The 19,252-nt window shown below is 41.8% G+C and carries 9 protein-coding genes; 3 read left to right on the top strand and 6 right to left on the bottom strand.

What is annotated here, in order from left to right; all coding sequences use genetic code 11:
- Positions 1-180 precede the first annotated feature (180 nt).
- Together L2737_RS13570 and L2737_RS13565 are read left to right on the top strand one after the other, a co-directional pair.
- Positions 181-573, top strand: coding sequence for a gamma-butyrobetaine hydroxylase family protein (locus L2737_RS13570; protein WP_102527495.1), 393 nt, complete (start codon positions 181-183; stop codon positions 571-573).
- A 918-nt stretch (positions 574-1,491) separates the two neighbouring features.
- Entirely contained in the window at positions 1,492-1,791 is a 300-nt protein-coding gene (locus tag L2737_RS13565; RefSeq protein WP_248956046.1) for a hypothetical protein, read from the top strand.
- Positions 1,792-2,205: 414 nt separating this feature from the next.
- Here the strand turns inward: L2737_RS13565 and acnB are convergent, their stop codons facing one another.
- Complete coding sequence (acnB, locus tag L2737_RS13560) at positions 2,206-4,803, bottom strand: bifunctional aconitate hydratase 2/2-methylisocitrate dehydratase (protein WP_248956045.1); 2,598 nt, start codon at positions 4,801-4,803, stop codon at positions 2,206-2,208.
- Positions 4,804-5,246: 443 nt separating this feature from the next.
- Here acnB and hxpB point away from each other — a divergent pair, with 443 nt between their 5' ends.
- Positions 5,247-5,903, top strand: a complete 657-nt coding sequence (hxpB, locus tag L2737_RS13555; RefSeq protein WP_229369688.1) for a hexitol phosphatase HxpB — start codon at positions 5,247-5,249, stop codon at positions 5,901-5,903.
- A 65-nt stretch (positions 5,904-5,968) separates the two neighbouring features.
- On the opposite strand, the gene L2737_RS13550 is transcribed toward hxpB, so the two are convergent.
- The 5 genes from L2737_RS13550 to aceE form a co-directional block, all read right to left on the bottom strand.
- Positions 5,969-8,134 (bottom strand): patatin-like phospholipase family protein, encoded by a 2,166-nt coding sequence (locus L2737_RS13550; RefSeq protein WP_248956044.1) that lies wholly within the window; start codon positions 8,132-8,134, stop codon positions 5,969-5,971.
- Between the two features lie 193 nt (positions 8,135-8,327).
- Complete coding sequence (locus L2737_RS22465) at positions 8,328-12,785, bottom strand: EAL domain-containing protein (RefSeq protein WP_248956043.1); 4,458 nt, start codon at positions 12,783-12,785, stop codon at positions 8,328-8,330.
- A 214-nt stretch (positions 12,786-12,999) separates the two neighbouring features.
- Positions 13,000-14,427 carry a dihydrolipoyl dehydrogenase gene (gene lpdA / locus L2737_RS13540; RefSeq protein WP_102527417.1) on the bottom strand — a complete coding sequence of 476 codons (1,428 nt, stop codon included), beginning with the start codon at positions 14,425-14,427 and terminating at the stop codon, positions 13,000-13,002.
- Between the two features lie 156 nt (positions 14,428-14,583).
- Positions 14,584-16,542: a dihydrolipoyllysine-residue acetyltransferase gene (gene aceF / locus L2737_RS13535; RefSeq protein WP_248956042.1), complete on the bottom strand. Its 1,959-nt coding sequence runs from the start codon at positions 16,540-16,542 to the stop codon at positions 14,584-14,586.
- Positions 16,543-16,553: 11 nt separating this feature from the next.
- Positions 16,554-19,217 carry a pyruvate dehydrogenase (acetyl-transferring), homodimeric type gene (gene aceE / locus L2737_RS13530; RefSeq protein ID WP_229369670.1) on the bottom strand — a complete coding sequence of 888 codons (2,664 nt, stop codon included), beginning with the start codon at positions 19,215-19,217 and terminating at the stop codon, positions 16,554-16,556.
- Positions 19,218-19,252: the final 35 nt, after the last annotated feature.

The following is a 19,252-nucleotide window of genomic DNA, read 5'->3' as shown; positions in this document are numbered from 1 at the left end:
CTTGAATTTACTTTTTCAGTAAGCTAAAACGTTCTGTGATCTAAAACTAATTTAGCATCGACAGGATTAGCAAAATAAAGGTGATTAGTGCCACAATGGCCTATCACCTTTTTTATTGTCTATCATTGCCAGCAAGCTAACTTAACTGTTGCTGACAGCATCTTAAAAGAGAGCTATTTCATGAGCCAGCAAGACAAAAGCCCAGTTGTTACTAATCTAAAGTTAAAGCGTAAATCAAAGTTACTTGAGGTTACTTTTGATAACGGTGATGTCTTTAACATCACTTGTGAAATGCTAAGAGTTAACTCTCCGTCTGCAGAAGTGCAGCGCCATGGTAATCCGATTTTAGTCACCCACAAAAAAGCCGTAAACATCAAGGGTATTGAACCAGTAGGCAACTATGCGGTAAAAATCATTTTTGATGACGGCCATGACACAGGCTTATTCTCATGGAAATTATTACATGAATTTGGCACCCATCAAGTAGAGATCTGGGAACGTTATTTAGCCCGTTTGCGTGCAGAGAAAGGTTCTCGTGAGCCATTAATTGATATGAATATTAAGTATTCTTAAGTTGTGATTTCCAAGCTTCTTTGAGCACAACCTTGTGGCGTTTCACTTTATTTGCGAATTAACTATGATTGCTCTTATCAAGTTCCATTTGAATTAGATCAAGGTCGTGGCGCTTCGCCCACACCAGACCAAGAAGGGTGAAACTGCTCACCCCTCTTGGATCACCCCAGCAGCCCCGGCGAAATTTTCTGTGAAGCGAAAGATTTCCAACGGGGGATCAGTCAAGCTTTAAAATTCATTTGTTGCTAACTTCAGACCCTGTTTATTATAAAGAGTGAAAATGCTAACGCTTCCGATGGTGAATCCATGCACCGCACAAGCTAACCTGACATCCTGTCAGGCTCACGCTACTTTCTTCAACGCCCTCAATTCAAATAGAGTCTTTTAGCAGATTAGGTTCCTGATCTTTTGAGCTTTCTAGCTCTTTAAATTGTAACAAATACAGTCAAATCGAAGAGATAATAATCCTAGTGTAGATGCAGCAGCGAGCTTCCAAAACATGGATGTTTTGGCAGAGCTTACAGGGATGTACTCGCAGCGTCTCGCAGTTGTATCTGCACATAAGCCTGCGGCAGGCAATGGATTAGATTGAAGTAATGGACTACCGAAACAGAGCCAATATAAATGAAGTATAGAGTTGGTGTTCGTAGAACGTTTTGCCCCAAAGCTTGCTAGAGTCATAACTATTTCACAAATTGCTGAGTCACATTTTCCAAACCTGAATGAATGCATCAGGCAAGAATCAAGACCTGCCCCTACGACGACATGGCTGGCATCAATGATCTCCTATTAATATTTCTATATTGAGTGTCAAGTTGGTAAAACAAGCATCACGTGTTGAGAAAGCTTTACTGCTCAGATAACATGAACGGCGCCACCCTGCTAGTACCGTTAATTTATGTGTAAAGGAGTCTAGCCTTGATTGAAGTGTATACAAAAGAATATTGGCTAAATGAATTGAAAGAGTCAGCACAATTCTTAGAGAGCTTATATCGTACAACGGTCTGGGACAACGAACTTGAATTTAAAACAGAGAAAGCTGTATTTCTTGGTTGTTACGCAATTCGTAAACTTAAAGAAAGTAAATTACTCAGTACGGAACTTTCTGGTTTTAATACTAGTTTAATTTCACATCCCATTAGATCTGAACACGATAGTATTGTTGATGAAAAGTGGTCTAAAAATACAACTTTGGGCAAAGCGATAGTAATGAATTAGCATTGGAAAGATTATGTAATCAATTTATCCATAGCAAAATATATTCGCCATTTGTTCCTGGAGGTCAAGGTTGCATGGGATTCTTTTTTGCTTCAGACAAAGAGTACAGAAAACAAGTTTACTATGTTCAGCTCATAAAAATCGTTAGTCTTTTTTTAAGTGTTGTACACAATAAAAAAGTTAATTTAGAGCTAGAGGTAAATGGTGCTGAGGTTAGCGCCATAAATCTCTCAATACACACATAATGAGCATTCAAGCAAAACCCACGACTTTTTCCAAACGCAGTTTGGACATTTTACCCAGCAGTAAGCTATCACCCATCCTACAAAACCCAAACCCCAGACACAAAAATGCCAGCTTAATCGCTGGCATTTTTCAGTTTACGCTTTTAAACGTAAGTCATCTTATTAAAGATTAAACTGCAGCTTGGAAAATCACGCTGTCAGCTTTCTTGGTGTAAGACTCAATCTCATTAAAGTTCAAGTAACGGTAAGTGTCAGCTGCTGTTGCATCTAACTCTTTCGCGTATTCTTGATACTCTGCTGGAGAAGGTAAACGACCCAATAGTGCAGCTACGGCAGCTAATTCAGCAGAAGCTAAGTATACGTTAGCACCAGTACCTAAACGGTTCGGGAAGTTACGTGTTGAAGTTGACACAACTGTTGAGTTCTCAGCAACACGTGCTTGGTTACCCATACATAATGAACAACCTGGGATCTCGATACGCGCACCAACACGACCAAAGATGGCGTAATAACCTTCTTCAGTTAATTGGTCTTTATCCATCTTCGTTGGCGGAGCAATCCACAGGCGAGTTGGTAGCGTTGTTGCAAACTTATCAAGCATCTTACCAGTAGCACGGAAATGACCGATGTTGGTCATACAAGAACCAACGAAGACTTCGTCAATTTTGGTATCAACAACAGATGATAATAATACTGCATCATCAGGATCGTTTGGTGCACAAAGGATAGGCTCTTTGATGTCTGCTAAATCGATTTCGATAATTTCTGCATATTCAGCATCACTATCAGCGCTCATTAGCTCAGGGTTCGCGATGAACTCTTCCATACCTTTAATACGACGTTCAATCGTACGACGATCGCCGTAACCTTCAGAGATCATCCACTTCAACATCACGATGTTAGAGTTTAAGTATTCAATGATAGGATCTTTGTCTAGCTTAATAGTACAACCAGCAGCACTACGTTCAGCAGAAGCATCAGACAATTCGAATGCTTGCTCAACTTTAAGGTGCTCTAGACCTTCAATTTCTAATACTCGGCCAGAGAAAGCGTTAATTTTGCCTTTTTTCTCAACCGTTAATAAACCCATTTCAATTGCTTTATGCGGGATAGCATGTACAAGGTCACGTAATGTGATACCTGGTTGCATCTCACCTTTAAAGCGAACCAAAATTGATTCAGGCATATCAAGGGGCATTACACCTGTTGCTGCAGCGAAAGCCACTAAGCCAGAACCCGCAGGGAAAGAAATACCAATTGGGAAACGCGTATGTGAATCACCACCAGTACCTACAGTATCAGGCAGTAGCATACGGTTTAACCAAGAGTGAATAACCCCGTCACCTGGACGAAGTGCAACACCGCCACGATTCATGATGAAATCAGGTAGTGTTTGATGCGTGTTCACATCAATTGGTTTTGGATATGCAGCGGTGTGACAGAAAGACTGCATAGTTAAATCGGCGCTGAAGCCTAAACATGCTAAATCTTTAAGCTCATCACGCGTCATAGGACCTGTGGTATCTTGAGAACCAACAGAGGTCATCTTAGGCTCACAATACTGACCTGGACGAACACCTGTTACGCCACATGCTTTACCGACCATCTTTTGTGCAAGGGTATAACCTTTGCTAGACGCAGCAACATCTTGTGGGCGAACAAATACTTCAGAAACAGCAAGACCTAAAGTTTCACGAGCACGGTCTGTTAAGCCACGACCAATGATCAGTGGAATACGGCCACCAGCACGAACTTCATCAAGTAGTACGTCGGTTTTCAGCTCAAACGTAGAGATGACTTCATCAGTGCCACCACGCTTAACAACGCCTTCATATGGATAAATGTCGATAACATCGCCCATTTCCATTTTGCTTACGTCTAGCTCGATTGGTAATGCGCCAGCATCTTCCATAGTGTTAAAGAAGATGGGTGCGATTTTGCCACCTAAACAGAAACCACCAGCACGTTTGTTTGGTACATAAGGGATATCATCACCCATGAACCATAATACTGAGTTAGTCGCTGATTTACGTGAAGAACCCGTACCAACAACATCACCCACGTAAACGAGTGGGTTGCCTTTGGTTTTAAGTTCTTCAATTTCTTTGATTGGACCCACTGTGCCAGCAGCATCAGGTACGATGCCTTCACGCGCATTCTTTAGCATCGCTAAAGCATGTAACGGGATGTCTGGACGTGACCAAGCATCAGGAGCAGGAGACAAGTCATCTGTGTTTGTCTCGCCTGATACTTTAAATACGGTAAGTGATACTTTGTCTGCAAGTTTTGGACGGTTTAAGAACCATTCAGCTTCAGCCCAAGAAGTAACGATTTGCTTAGCAAATGCGTTGCCTGCTTGCATTTTTTCTACCACGTCGTGGTAAGCATCAAACATTAATAGGGTATTTGATAATGCAGTCACTGCGATTGGCGCAAGTGCATCATTATCTAATTGAGCGATAAGCGGCTCAATGTTGTAACCACCTTGCATAGTACCAAGTAGTTCAGTAGCACGCTCAGTAGATAGAATTGGTGACGATACAGTGCCTTTTGCAACTGCATCTAAGAATGCCGCTTTAACATACGCAGCTTCATCAACACCTGGGGGAATACGATTCTCTAATAAGTCAAGAATTACGGCCTCTTCACCAGCAGGCGGAGTCTCAACTAACTTCACTAATTCAGCCACTTGTTGTGCATCTAATGGCTTAGGGACAACACCCTCTGCAGCACGTTCTGCGACGTGTTTACGATATGCTTCTAGCACGGCAACATTCCTCTTTGTTTGGCGCCTAACAGCGAAACTGAACGTCATTGTCTATGAAAAACATAAAAAATGACCATTCCACAGGTTCGGGCTTGAAATCCGACCCGTAGTATACTACAGGTTTGCAAAAGTATGAATTAGATCACACTCTAATGGAGACGAAATCGATGCTAATTTTTAGCTCGCAGCACAATTTAACAGCCACTTTAAACAAATAAAATTAGACAATAGTTTTAAACAACAAAAAAAATGATTTAATTCATCACCTTAATAGTCTCACAGGATTTAAATTAATCCTACAAAGCAATTGAATAACATAGATGATTTTTTGCTATTTTTTTTGCTATTCTGCATAGTCTTTGTACAGATATAGAGTTCTCACACTCTAAAGAGTACTTATTCAAGCTTATTGAATGTTTATTCAATTAACAAAAGGGTTCGTCATGAGTTCCACTCCAATAGAGGCCGTTATTTTTGATATGGATGGCATAATTATCGACACTGAACCTGCATGGCAACAAGCTGAAGTCGCAGTAATGAATCAATTTGGTGTTCCAATTAATTTGGTAGATGCAGAGGTAACAACGGGCTTGAGAATCGATGCTGTCGTTAATTACTGGTATCAAAGACATCCTTGGCCTAACTATGACAATCAGCACGTCGCTCAGCAGATTATTGATAAGGTCGTCGCCTTTATCGAAAATGAAGGCGAACCGATGCGAGGTGTCGTTGAAGCCTTAAAGTTATGCCAGCAAAAGCAGCTTAAGATTGGGCTGGCGACATCTTCGTCATCCGATTTAATTGAAGCTGTCATGAAAAAATTAGGCATTAAAAATTACTTCATGGCGATAGAGTCTGCTGAAAACCTGCAATACGGTAAGCCGCATCCTGAGGTATATCTTAACTGCGCGAATGCACTGGGTATTTCTCCGGCGAATTGTTTGGCGATAGAAGACTCATTCAATGGCTTAATCGCCGCAAGAGCCGCTTCAATGCAAACGGTGGCTATACCGGCAGCTGAACTTGCCCAGCAATCTCGCTGGCAAATTGGTCATCATCAACTCGAGCATCTCGGCTTATTAACTGAGGTACTCGGGTGATACTGGTATTTACATCATAAAAAAAGCTGCCCTATGGCAGCTTTTTTTATGATGCTATTTAACGGTTAGAAGTTTTTACCGATGAATAGATAGAATGCTTGTTCACCCGTGTCAGTAAAGCCCATACCCAAGGCTGCAGGCCCCCAGCTAGTGTCTGTACCAAGATATAAACTGCCAGCATAAATCAGATCATCTAAATCTACATTATCTCTATTAACCCAGACATTACCGCCTTCGAAACTGGTACCAAGGTATAAAGGAACATCTGACAGTAATACATCACGGCCTAAGTCATATTGATAAATTAACGCACCAAATGCTTTATGTGCCCCAGCTAATGCGCCTTTGTGATACCCCGATAAGTTTAAGAAGCCGCCAAGCTCAGAGACATGTAATGTAAACTCTCTGTCTACATCAACGGTTGCAAGCTCTATTTTGCCCACAATAGCGTGATTACCTAGCTTTAACGCACCTTTCCAATCTGCTTCGTAGTGCCATGATAGCTCACCGGAATCTTCAATTATGGCGCCTTTATATTCTTCATCACGAACTGATGCTTTAAATGTGAGACGCTGCCCTTCGGTTGGGAAACTAATGCTATTTAGCGTATCGAAGGTTGCCATGAAGTAACCCCCTTTCGACTTGTAATCCAAATCGATTTGCGTCACTGCACGGTTTGATAAAGTACCGGCTTCTCCCACGGCACCTAATTCAATTAAGCCTGCATGGGAATAATTGTAACCTACGCCAACCGCAAACTGATGTAAGGCGTTTTTTAGTTCATACTCTCGTTCATTGCCATCGTAGAAATCCCAATCTTTGATTTCATATTCATAATGAACACGGCCGTAGTAATCTTGGTCTTTACTGAACGGCTGATAAAACTCAGTACTAATACGTTTCTCGTACCCTAACTGCACTTCATTGCGCCATTCTCCACCATTATTAGTCAGTTCGCCCATGGTGTAGGCTAAGCTTAAGGTTATCGCTGAGTCTAACGTAAAGTCATCTTCCCAATTAAAGCCAACATCAAAATAATTCGGCCCCCAAGATTTAGCATGTGTATTAATGGTTAATATGCGTCCTTCTTCAGTGTCTTCAAATTCAGCATCAACACGCTCGAACTTATTCAATGAATATAGCCGCTTTACTCCAGCCTCTAATGCTTCTTTGGTGATAACCTCACCTTCTTTAAGGTTCAACTCCTCACGTAACAATCGCTCGCTAACCTTGGAATCATTGACGAATACGATTTGCGTAGCAGGACGGTTAACTTGATTCACTAGTCGGTTTTTGATTTGTTTTTTATCAGCTTGATACTGCTGATACTCTTTCTCACTGACGCCTAAATGAGCCAGCATTGGCAATGCTGCTTCACCAGCTATTCGACCCGCTTCTAATGCCTGAGGCATAATTTCAAAATCAGTGGTGCTCATATCATCAATGGCAGGACGAATAAGCACATCACCTTCAACCAGCAATGTCTTCTGATGTTGAGTCGTGGCCATGGTCAGAATAGTCGACAGCTGTTCAAGTACCGCTATCGTGCTATCCAGTTCTTCTTTAGAGGCCAGTGGTGAGCCAATATCAATCGCTATCACAACATCGGCGCCCATCGCTTTAATCACATCGATAGGCATATTGTTGGATATACCACCATCAACCAATAATTTACCATCAATTTCAGCTGGTTGAAGTGCGCCAGGAACGGTCGCTGAAGCTTGCATGGCTTTGACAATACTGCCTTTTGTTAATATCACAGCATGGCTGGTCGTTAAGTCAGTGGCCACAGCGCGAAACGGAATAGCTAAGTCGTCGAAGTCGCCAAACTGTTCAACCAAATCGGTTGAGTCACGCAATAACTGCGACATAGTCTGGCCTCGTAACAAGCCACTGGGGGCAGCAAGCCCGCCATCTTTATAACCTATGTTAATGGGGATATTGAATTTATCGCGGTGTTGTTTGTCTCGAAATGAAAGGTCTTCACGGGGAATGGTATCTGAATAACCTTCTGCCCATGGAGAGTTAAGCATGATGTCTTCAATTTCAGTGGCGGTATAACCCAGTGCATACATACCACCGACATAGGAACCAATACTGGTACCCGTGACATAATCCACCGGAATGCGGTTTTTCTCTAGTACTTTAAGCACGCCAATATGAGCAGACCCTTTTGCTCCACCACCACTTAATACTAATCCGACTGAAGGTCGTTCTTGAGCATTAGCCATACTTATGACCATACTCAGTACTATACTCAGTAACATTAGCAGTGTGATTTTGCGCCCCATATAAAGGATCCCTTTCTTTAAGTTATTATCGGCGCCATTCTAACAAAGAAACCCCAACATTAATAAAACCTTTTAAACACTAAATTAACAGTTAGTATTTTCATTAAGTCGTTTTCGAGTTTGAATTTCAATGTTATTCAGCATCAATTACGTCTATCCCAGTTGAGCTTGTTTCTGTTATACCAATAAAGGCATCTAGCTGTTCTCGCGGCATAGGTTTGGCAAAGTAATAGCCTTGAATGATATAACAGCCACGGCTAAACACTTGCTCCATTTGCTCGTTTGACTCGATACCTTCCGCGACCACATGTAACTTTAAATTTCTCGCAAGCTCAATAATACTGCTTACAATGGCTTGGTCAGCTTCGTTTGTCGCAATATCGATCAAGAAAGAACGATCAATCTTAAGTGTGTTCACTTCAAAATTTCGTAAATAAGCCAAAGATGAATAACCTGTACCAAAATCATCAATTGCCACTTCAATGCCTAGCTGTTTTAGCTTGGTTAAATGTGAGACAGCCACCTGTAATTCTTTCATCAGCACGCCTTCAGTGATTTCTATCGCCAAGCAGTGAGGTGGCATACCCGTGTCTTCTAATATCGCTTTCAAACTGTCAATAAAATCAATTTGTCTGAACTGAACGGCGGATACATTAACCGATAATTGAAAAGGTTGGTCATACAATGCATACCAACGTGCACCGTCTGTACAAGCCTGTCTTAGCACCCAAAGATCAATATCAATGATCAACCCACATGATTCAGCCACTTTGATAAAGACATCTGGGCGAATAAATCCATCTTCAGGATGTTGCCAACGAATGAGCGCTTCCATCCCAATAAATTTATCTCCTTGAAGAATATCTATTTGTGGTTGGTAGAAAAGCGCTAGATCATTATTTTCCAATGCCTTACGTAATTCTGATTCAATTCTTAAATGATATTGCGCTTCGGCGTTTCGCTCTGCTGAATAATATTGGAAATTGCCTCGTCCCTCATCTTTAGCGTGATACATGGCCAAATCAGCATTTTTAATCAGGGTTTCAGGATCGAGTGTGTCTTCAGGCCACATGCTGATCCCAATACTGGTCGAAACAAAGAACTCTCGACCAAATAATTTAAAGGGGGCGCCAATTTCTTGAAGGATCTTTTCAGCGATCAAGTTTATTTGATCAACGTCATCGGCATCTCTCAATAAAATCACAAATTCATCACCGCCAAAACGACACACAAAATGATTGTCACCCACACTGCCCTGCAATCGTTTTGCGGCTTCCACCAGCAAAGCATCACCCATACTATGTCCGTATGAGTCATTCACATGCTTAAAGCGATCTAAATCTAAAAACAATAATGCTAATTTTTCATTTGTTCGCTGAGCTTGCTGTGTGATAGCACTCAATCGGCTGTTGAACATAGAACGGTTTGCTAAACCAGTCAGCATATCGTTGTTGGCTAAATGACGAAGGTTTAACTCGTTTTGTTTGCGGACAGTGATATCAGAGAAAACCACCACATAATGCTGGGTATTACCTTGCTTATCTAGCATGACAGAAATATTGGCCCACACAGGGAAATACTGCTTAGACTCGCCAATAAAAGTCAGCTCACCATTCCATGAACGCTCACTTTTCAGTAAGTTATCAATAATTTCAGATTCGTTTTGTGAGGGTATCAATGACTCAAAAAATGCCCCGATTAACTGATTATGACTACTAGTTAATAACGTATTTGCCGCACTATTGAGCACTTTTATTTTTTTGTCATGATCAAGAATCAACATACCTTCTGACGTGTTCTCAAACGCTTTGGCGAACAGGTCTATTTCGTTTTGCAGTTCTCGCTGCTCCGAAATTTCGGTATATATCCCAGCAACCTTAGTTAATTGCCCAGATTCAGCATCGCGTGACACCACTCGCCCACGAATACGCAGCCAACCGATCTTCTCCTCACCTCGATAGTAGCGAAACTCGACATCCACTGAATTGTGTTCACCTTTAAGTAAACCAATCCATTGTTGGTTCACTGTGTCTTTATCTTCTTCGATAATGGGTAAGTCAGAAATTAAATAAGAAAACTGCCGTCTTTCACCTAAAATACCTGATTGATTCTCAAAATGAATACGGTTTGATTTATTATCCCACTCCCATAAATCCGAATCACTGCCTCTTAAAGACTGGCGTAGCTTATCTTCGCTTTCTCTTAACGCGCTATTAATACCAATGACTCTTCGAACTTGCTTTTGACGTAACCATACCGAGGTAAATGCGATAAATAATATAGTGAACAACACCAGCATTTTAAACCATTGTGATGCCCACCAATATTCATCAACTGTAAATTGAAATTGGAACGGCTCACTTGACCAAACCCCTTGCTGTTTATGAAGTAATTCCAGGGTATAAGCCCCAGCTCTTAAATCAGCAATATTAATTTGAGTTTGGCCTTCCAACAGAATGTAATTCGATTTCTTGTTCGAACCATCTAATCGTAAACGATATTTAATACTAATTGGTGCCGTATCAATATAATCAAACGTGGTCATTTGGAAACTAATCAACTTGGCATCTGGGCGAACAGTTTGAAATGAATCAGCGAGCAGATATAGTTCGGTTTCTGCTTCGTAATAAACTGAAATTGATTCTAGAGAGATTTGTTGACTACGGCTGCGATGTTCTAACTTCTCTACATCGACTAGCATAGCCCCGTCAGGGCTGCCGATATACAGGCCTGCCTTGGGATCATAAAACGCGGCAGCTTCATTAAATTCGGATGCAGTAAAACCATCGTGAACAGAAAATACTTCTATTGCTTCACTTTTTATATCTTGACGAATTAAGCTGTTTTCACAACCAATAAGATTATAACGTGCGGTTTTCTCGAAAAAATAAATCGTATCACATTCCACATTCCATACATCGTTAAATGAAGTGATTTCATGGGTTTGCAAATTGAATAACAATACACCTTCCTGATAAGTGCCTAACCATAAATGGTTATCATCGACTTGAAGAATATTATTGATGCCGACATTGGGATATTGACTGACAATGATATCAGACAAAGACACTAGCTTGTTCTGCTCATCAAGATAGCCTAGGTACTTGTTACCGCCGACCCAAAGCTTATTGCTTAGATCACGGTATATACTTGAAACCTTGGTTTTTGAATGCCTCTCGTCATCTGTAAATAATGGCACCTGCCTTATATCCAAAAAACCAGGTTGCCAATAATGAATTTCGTTATGTGTTCCCCACCAGGTACGACCATTAAACTGTGGGTCATTATATGAAACAAATAGTTCCTTTCCCCTTAAGTTATTACTATCAGGTGCAAACTCTGAAAAGTCGATTTCTTGATTAGACTGTTTGTCATATACAAAAAGGCCATTGGTTGTTGCTAATACAAGGTGTTTATCATCTAACGAAGAAGAGCTGTACACTGAGTCACTGCTTTCAAACTCATCAGGTAAAAATAAGCTCGTCGATACTGCTTGCTTATCAACAATATTGAGTCCTCCGTCTCCACCTAACCACAACTTTTCACCCTCGGCATAGATGCTCCAAATCATTTCATTGACCAGTTTATATGGAGATGCCTTGTTGAAATAATCTAATAGAAAATCAGGTTTAAGGGCCAATAGAGCTAATCCTTCTCCCGATCCACCTATCCAAATTAAACCATGCTCATCGATAGCAATATCATCAACATAGTCAATGTCAGAATCACGTTTTAATTCATCTTTATAAGATTTAATCACTTGACTATCAGGCTGCCAAGAAAGGAGACCTGAAGTGGTCGACATCCATAAATGACCGAGCTTATCTTCAACTAATTGATAGATATTAAATGGGGAAATACTGACTTTGCTAATGTTTTTGTTAGTAAAATCAACGCTAAAAAGGCCTTTGTTTGAATATGCCCAAATATTTTGTTTTTTGTCGATAAATAAACCACGAATCGATGTATTTGGTACATTCCAATCAATGCTAGATTGTAACTCGCCCAGGGCATTCCTAAGCTCAATCCTATTGGTACTGGAGTATATAATTTGATTATCTTGTAAAGGGTTGATGCTATTCCAGGATAAAGTATCATCCAATACAAGGCCGTAATCTAACTGCAATGTGCTGCTATCAAGCGTCATCACACGTCCCGACTCTGTTAGTAGCGTCACATTATCATTAGCGAGTGTGGTGTGACTGGTAATAGGGTCGTTATCAAAGTTATCAACAGGGTCTATTAGCAAATTATAAAATTGATTTGTTGAAATATCATAAAGGGTGAGTGATAAATCACTTTTGAGTAACAGATGAGTCTTGCCCACTTTGATTAATGATTTGATATTTTCGTAACTTAACGCATCTGCACTACCTGGCTGGTCTATTCGACGTACAGTTGAACTGCTGACTCTATAAAGACCTTGCTGAGTCGCTAGCCACACATAACCGTAATCATCAAACGTAATATCATTAATGGTGTAATCAACGAGTCCATCTTTGGCATCAAAAAGTCGCTGTACAAGGTTTACCGCAGCGGCTTGCGTGCAAAAAACAATAGCCAGAAACACGATAGTAAAAAACTGGTTCACGCGTTTTATCATTTTTATGTGAGTACTCTTATGACGAATCGTTTTGTTTGGGCGTTTCCTTGCAAGAAAAAATAGGCTTCATGCCTGACGGTAACTGAACAGATAAAATATCACTATTGATACATTCTTTTAATATATCACTTACATGTAAACTTAGACCAAAAAAAAGCACCCCGAAAGGTGCTTTATTACAAAATGCTACAGTTGTTACCGCTTACTTTTTCTTCTTTGCCTTTGGATTAGGCAAATCAGTAATTGAACCTTCGTAAACTTCCGCAGCAAGTCCAACAGACTCATGTAATGTTGGATGAGCATGAATCGTTAGTGCTAAATCTTCAGCATCACAACCCATTTCAATTGCTAGGCCAATTTCACCTAATAATTCGCCACCATTAACACCAACAACAGCACCACCGATAACACGATGAGTTTCTTTGTCGAAAATTAACTTAGTCATACCGTCACTTGCATCTGAAGCAATTGCGCGGCCACTTGCAGCCCAAGGGAAACTAGCGGTTTCGTATGAAACGCCCTGCTCTTTTGCTTCTTTTTCAGTTAGACCAACCCACGCTACTTCTGGGTCAGTATAAGCAATCGATGGGATAACTTTAGGGTCGAAGAAGTGCTTAAGACCTGAAATAACTTCAGCGGCAACATGACCTTCATGCACACCTTTGTGAGCAAGCATTGGTTGACCAACGATATCACCGATTGCGAAGATGTTAGGTACGTTAGTACGTAACTGCTTATCAACATTGATAAAGCCACGCTCATCAACATTAACGCCAGCTTTTTCAGCATCGATAGATTTGCCGTTTGGTGTACGACCAATAGCCACTAAAACAGCGTCGTAACGGATAGGTTCAGCTGGTGCTTTCTTGCCTTCCATTGTGACGTAAATACCGTCTTCTTTTGCTTCAACCGCTGTAACTTTGGTTTCAAGCATCAAGTTGAATTTCTTCTTGATCTTCTTAGTAAAGATACGAACGATATCTTTGTCTGCAGCTGGAATAACTTGGTCAAACATTTCAACCACGTCAATTTCACTACCGATTGATGAGTAAACTGTGCCCATTTCTAAGCCAATAATACCGCCACCCATAACTAACAACTTACCAGGCACTTCTTTAAGTTCTAGTGCGTCAGTCGAGTCCCAAATACGTGGGTCTTCATGTGGGATAAACGGTAGCTCAATTGGGCGTGAACCAGCAGCGATAATCGCGTGTTCAAAGTGGATCACTTTAACGCCGTCTTCACCTTGTACTTCAATAGTGTTTGGCGAAGTGAATTTACCGTAGCCATTAACCACATCAACTTTACGCATTTTAGACATTCCGCCTAATCCGCCAGTTAACTGACCAACTACTTTTTCTTTAAAGCCGCGAAGTTTTTCTAAATCAATAGTTGGCTCACCGAATACAACACCGTGATGCGCAACTTCTTTCGCTTCTTCGATCACTTTAGCTACGTGTAAAAGTGCTTTTGAAGGGATACAACCCACATTCAAACAAACACCGCCTAACGTGCTAAAACGTTCAACAATAACCGTTTCTAAACCTAAATCTGCAGCTCGGAATGCTGCTGAATAGCCTGCAGGGCCTGAACCAAGTACTACTACCTGAGTTTTGATTTCGTTACTCATGTTTTCCTCTATTTTTCTCTTGTTGGCGGAAAAACCGTCCAAACTGCAAAATGTGGGCAAATCTTGTAAGGTGGCCGCATTTTACCCTTTGTTTGATACTGATCACAATCCTGTGACGAGATAAAAAAGGCTGCTCACAGTGAGCAGCCTTTTTCTTTACAAAATTAACGTACGGATGTCGCTAAGAATGCTAGATAATGTCACGCTGAAACGCGCTGCCATTGCACCATCAATTACACGATGGTCATATGACAATGACAGAGGCAACATGAGCTTAGGCTCAAAGTCACTGCCATTCCATTTAGGCTTCATTTCCGACTTAGACACACCTAAGATAGCCACATCAGGATAGTTAACGATTGGGGTAAACGCAGTGCCACCAATGCCACCTAAACTTGAGATAGTAAAACAGCTACCCTGCATATCTGCAGACTTAAGCTTGCCATCACGAGCGCGGACAGAAATGTCCATTAGCTCACGTGAAAGCTCAACAATGCCTTTCTTATCAACGTCACGCACAACAGGAACCATCAAGCCATTTGGTGTATCAACTGCAACACCAATGTGGAAGTATTTCTTCTGGATTAATGACTCACCATCTGCACTTAAACTTGAGTTAAACACTGGGAATTCAGCCAATGCTTTTGCTACTGCTTTCATCATAAAGACCAGCGGAGTTATCTTGTAATCTGCTTTCTTTTTCGCAGCAAGTGTATTCTGCTCTTTACGGAATGCTTCTAACTCAGTGATATCAGCTTCATCAAATTGGGTCACATGTGGAATAGTGACCCAGTTACGATGTAAGTTAGGCCCAGAAATCTTCTGGATACGGCTTAATGGAATTTCTTCCACTTCACCAAACTTACTAAAATCAACTTTAGGTGCAGCAATCACATTTAAGCCACCTGCGCCACCAGCAACAGCTGTAGCAGCAGACGCTTTAGGACGACTAAGTTCATACTTAATGAATGCTTGAACGTCTTCTTTAAGAATACGTCCTTTACGGCCTGTACCTTTAACTAAAGTCAGGTCAGCACCAAATTCACGCGCTAAGCGGCGAACAGCTGGTGATGCATGTACTGCACCTGTTTTAGGCTGACTGCCCGCACTTGGATGATGTGGCACTGGCGCAGCTTTTACTGGCGCTGGAGCCGCAGCAACAGGTGCTGGTGCACTAGCTGCTGGAGCGGGTGCGCTAGCAACGGGCGCAGCAGTCGATATGGTTTCAACGGTAGCAATGATGCTACCTTGAGACACTTTATCGCCTACATTTACCGTTAAACTAACAAGCTTACCTGCAAATGGCGCTGGTACTTCCATGGTTGCTTTATCTGTCTCAAGGGTAATTAATCCCGTATCAACTTCAAGCACATCACCAACGGCAACCAATACTTCAATCACGTCGACATCAGAAGCATCACCAATATCTGGCACTGCCACTTCTTTCACTTCAACAGTACTAGTTGCAGGAGCCGCAGGAGCTGGGGCACTTGTAGCAGGTGTTGCTACTGGTGCAGCAGCGGTCGCGCCTACTTCTAACATCAGTACTAATGAACCTTGAGAGACTTTGTCGCCAACAACGACTTTAAGCTCTTTGACAACACCAGCAGAAGGCGCAGGCACTTCCATTGTCGCTTTGTCTGTTTCAAGGGTAATTAAGCCAGTATCAGCTTCAATGGTTTCGCCAACGCTAACGAGTACTTCGATAATATCGACGTTCTCAGCATCACCAATATCAGGCACTGAGACTTCAATGATTTCTGTACCACCAGCTACGGGCGTTGCACTCACAGGTGCTACAGGAGCTGTCGCTTCTGGTGCAGGTGCTGGAGTCGCAACAGGAGCCGGCGCTGCAGCTTCCGCAGGTGCCGATTCTGATGCAGCATTAAGCATTGCAATCAGTTTACCTTCTGAAATCGTGTCACCTACAGCTACTTTTAGCTCTGCAACGGTACCAGCAAATGGTGCTGGAATATCCATTGTCGCTTTATCGCTTTCAACCGTAAGAATTGAATCTTCTGCAGCGATGTCATCACCAACTGCAACACAGACTTCAATAACCTGAACTTCATCACCACCGATATCAGGAACCAAAACTTCTTTTAATTCAGCCATTTTGTTTCTCTCTATGCGTACTGTGGATTAATCTTATCAACGTCGATACCATATTCTTTGATGGCTTTAGTGAGCACATCAACTGGTATTTCGTTACGGTCAACAAGGGCTTTTAATGAAGCAACAACGATGAACTTAGCATCTACTTCAAAGTGGTGACGTAAGTTGTCACGGCTATCACTGCGACCGAAACCGTCAGTACCTAGCACTTTATAATCTGTAGGAATGTAAGCACGTAATTGCTCGCCGTAAACCTTCATATAATCTGTAGCAACAATTGCTGGCGCATCTTTTGATAGCACTTCAGAAATATAAGGTACTTTTGGCGCTTCAGTCGGATGGAGCATGTTATAACGCTCAGCTGCTTGGCCATCACGAGTTAACTCGTTAAAGCTAGTCACGCTGAATACATCTGCAGTAATACCAAAATCTTTTGATAACGCGACAGCTGCTTTGCGCACTTGCTCTAAGATAGTACCGCTACCCATTAACTGGACTGAACCTTTACCACTACCTTGAAGGGTTTCTAACTTGTAGATACCTTTAACAATGCCTTCTTCGCTGCCTTCTGGCATAGCAAGTTGTTCGTAGTTTTCGTTCATCGTTGTTAGGTAGTAGAAAACATCTTCCTGCTCACCATACATGCGACGAATACCATCTTGAACAATCACTGCGATTTCGTAACCGTAAGTCGGGTCATAAGAAATACAGTTTGGAATCGTATTCGCAAGTACATGGCTGTGACCATCTTGATGCTGAAGACCTTCACCATTCAATGTAGTACGACCAGATGTACCACCCACCATGAAGCCACGAGCTCGCATATCACCTGCTGCCCATGCCATGTCGCCAATACGTTGGAAACCAAACATTGAGTAGTAGATGTAGAATGGGATCATTGGGGTATCGTTAACTGAGTAACTTGTTGCCGCAGCAACCCAAGATGACATTGCACCTAACTCGTTAATCCCTTCTTGCAATACTTGGCCGGTTTTATCTTCACGGTAGTAAGCAACTTGATCTGAATCTTGTGGTTCGTACTTTTGTCCTTCATGAGCATAAATACCCACTTGGCGGAATAAACCTTCCATGCCAAAGGTACGTGCTTCATCAGGAATAATCGGTACGATTTGTTTGCCGATTTTTTTGTCTTTCAGCAATGCAGTTAAAATACGTACAAATGACATTGTGCTTGAGATTTGACGACCGTTAGAACCTTTAAGTACTGAGTCGAAAATCTTCAATGATGGTACTTCGATATCTTGTGAGAATTTCTCAAGACGTTTTGGCATAGCACCATGTAAAGTTTCACGGCGCGCTTTAAGGTACTTAACTTCTTCTGAGTCAGCACCAGGATGATAGTAAGGAATATCTTCTAACTGATCATCGCTAATTGGGATATTGAAACGATCGCGGAAGTACTTAAGTGACTCAACACCCATTTTCTTCACGTTATGTGCGATGTTTTTACCTTCACCCGCATCACCCATACCATAACCTTTTACTGTTTTAGCAAGGATTACTGTTGGACGACCTTTGGTATTTTTAGCATGTTGTAGTGCAGCATAAATCTTAACTGGATCATGACCACCACGGTTTAGACGCCAAATGTCATCATCTGACATGTTAGCAACCATTTCCGCTGTTTCTGGGTATTTGCCAAAGAAGTGCTCACGAGTGTACGCGCCACCTTTCGCTTTACAGTTCTGGTATTCACCATCGACGGTTTCTTCCATCAACTGCAATAATTTACCGCTAGTGTCACGTGCAAGTAATGGATCCCAGTAGCGACCCCAAATCACTTTAACTGCTTCCCAGCCTGCGCCGCGGAACTCGCCTTCTAGCTCTTGAATGATCTTACCGTTACCACGAACAGGGCCATCAAGACGTTGTAAGTTACAGTTAACGATAAAGACTAAGTTATCTAATTCTTCACGGGCAGCAAGACCGATAGCACCTAATGTTTCAGGCTCATCACACTCACCATCACCCAAGAAACAGTAAACAGTTTGCTCAGAGCAATCTTTTAAGCCACGGTCAGTTAGATACTTAAGGAAACGTGCTTGATAGATGGCTTGAATAGGACCAAGACCCATCGATACCGTCGGGAACTGCCAGTAGTCAGGCATTAACTTAGGATGCGGGTATGAAGATAAACCTTTGCCATCAACTTCTTGACGGAAACCATTCATTTGGTCTTCGCTAATACGCCCTTCAAGGAACGAACGAGAATAAATACCCGGTGCGATATGACCTTGGTAATAAACTAAATCGCCACCGTCTTTTTCATTTGGAGCACGGAAGAAGTGGTTAAAACACACGTCATAAATAGTCGCACTAGAGGCAAAACTTGAAATGTGACCACCTAGTTCTAAATCTTTTTTAGAACCACGTAATACCATTGCAAGTGCATTCCAACGAACGATTGCACGAATGCGACGTTCCATTTCCTGATCGCCAGGCATATGCGGCTCTTGGCCTGAAGGAATCGTATTCAAATAAGCTGTCGTCGCTTTATATGGTAGATGGGTACCATTGCGGCGAGCTTTATCGATTAATTGTTCAAGTAGAAAATGCGCACGTTCAGGGCCTTCTTGCTCTAATACGGCTTGCAGTGAATCTACCCATTCTTGAGTTTCTAATGGATCTAAGTCTTGTAGCATATCTTCAGACATGTCGCTGTCCTTCTCTAGATACTGATAATTAATGT

The organism is Shewanella electrodiphila (assembly GCF_023283985.1).
Taxonomy (GTDB): Bacteria; Pseudomonadota; Gammaproteobacteria; order Enterobacterales; family Shewanellaceae; genus Shewanella; species Shewanella electrodiphila.
This window is presented reverse-complemented; position numbering and strand designations above follow the sequence as displayed.